Here is a 1,894-nt window from a genome sequence, read left to right as displayed (position 1 = left end):
CAAGAGGATCGTTTTCGGCATGGTCTAATTGGGTCTACATACGGTCGCGTCACCGCATATTGCTGCCCACACGATCAAGTGATTTCGGCGGTGACGGTGCAAGGGATCGGCTGGCGCGGCATCAGCAAGCACGAACTCGACGATATCGGCGCGGCCGGTATCCTGACGCAACGGGTCTTTGCTTCCGGTTTTCCGGTCGGCGTGAAGAAACCGTACCGATACTGGGAAGACGATTGGCGGCATGGCAAACAAGGAACGAAGCCGGGGTTCTGGTATCCGCCGTCGCCGCCGGCCAAATTCAATCTCGTCGGCGCGATCAAAGGAAATGAATCGGTTCTGGGCATGGCGGCGACGCTCGTGACCGCGCCGCTCATGTTCGTCGTGACCGGCATCAGTTCGGCATTGAACATGCTCCGCGTGAACGCCGATCCGCCGAAGGGCTGGACGGTAGTTGCGGATGCCCCGGCGCTTGACGAACCTTTCCCGCCGAAGGCATTGCGATTCGGCAAGTCAGTCGAGACCAAGGACGGCGACGCGATCAGCGACTTCAACGAAGGCAACGATCCGCCGGCTGCTTGGCGCGACGCGAACAAGACCGACGCCGAAAAGCGAGCCGACGACCCCTACGACCAGTACAAGGCGAAGAACCAGGACAGTATCGCTCAAGGTACGGCCGCAACCGAAGCCGGGCAGCGTTACGAGGACCGCGCGCTGATGCGCATGGAAGCGCGCCGGACGTTGAACACCGAATGGCTCGATCGCGACGGCCACGTGATCGGCGAGGACGGCAAGAGCGCGATGCCCGAAGGCTACAAGGAATGGCGCGACCAGCAGATCGTCGATTGGCTCGATCGCGGCACGACCAACAGCCCGACGAATCACTCCACGACAATGACCAATCCCGAGCATGCCGAAAAGGCACTTGCGTATGACGTTGCGGTGGGCCTGTGCTACATCACGCCCGAACAACTCTACGACCTGCGCATCGAGGCGGATTGGCGGATGGGGAAAGGCATTCCCGAAGACCATCCGAACAAGAAGTACTACGACTATTTCATCTCGGCACACTACAACAGACTGCCGTTGCATGAATGGTTACATACCGATGGCAGCGAAGGCATGATGCCCGACGCGATCATGGATGAACGTGAAGGTGAGTTCTATTTGAAGGTTGGAGGCGTGGTATGACGGCACTCATCGCTACATGGCAGCGACGTGTCGCCGTCGCGTGCGTGGCATGGATTGTTGCGGTTCTGCTGATGCTCGCACTGATAGCGAAACTGGATCATTCTCATCCGGCGCTACTTGAAACAGGAGATTGGATGAAACGACTGGTCGTTGCGCCGGGCTTGGTGGCGCTCATGGTTTTTCTGTTTGCTACGGCTGCGATGGGGTCGGTGTCGACCGCCCCGGTCGCGGAGTCGACTGCGGATACAGTGCCAGACGTTGAAGAATCGGTGAAGCCATTCATTGCGCAGGTCGTCGGCCTGATTTGGTTGAATCCACTACAACGGATGGACTACCCGACCGAATGGCAATTGTTGTGGACGCAGGGATTGGCTGCACCGAACAAGAATGATGACATGGTGCGCACGAAGCCCGGAAAGTTCGCATCTCTTCGATCGATCGGGGCGCTCGTCTACGGAAACCGCGGAAAGGAGACGTTCAAAGGGTTCTATGCCAAGTACGTTGATGAAATGCTGTTGTTGATGCGATCGCGCTATGCCAGCAACGCGAAGTATTTCTATACGGTAAAGGCCGAGAACTCGGAGGACTGGCGCGAGCTGGCCGGTACGCGAGTCGAAGTTGCCGTTCCACCCCGACTCGATCCGGCCTTTGCCAAGTCGCGCATGGTCGATCGGATGATGAACTTCTTCGAGATTGGGCCGCCATC

2 pseudogenes are annotated in these 1,894 nt (G+C 58.4%); both read left to right on the top strand.

Annotated elements, in window-relative coordinates:
* Window positions 1–1,188 (top strand): annotated as a pseudogene (locus DIE17_RS36945) (hypothetical protein); the annotation flags it as partial.
* Window positions 1,185–1,894 (top strand): annotated as a pseudogene (locus tag DIE17_RS36940) (virulence factor); the annotation flags it as partial. The pseudogenes DIE17_RS36945 and DIE17_RS36940, both read left to right, overlap by 4 nt.

The sequence above is a fragment of the Burkholderia sp. Bp9099 genome (assembly GCF_003857805.1).
GTDB lineage: Bacteria > Pseudomonadota > Gammaproteobacteria > Burkholderiales > Burkholderiaceae > Burkholderia.
Note: the sequence above shows the minus strand (reverse complement) of the source record. Positions and strands in the feature narration are given on the sequence as shown.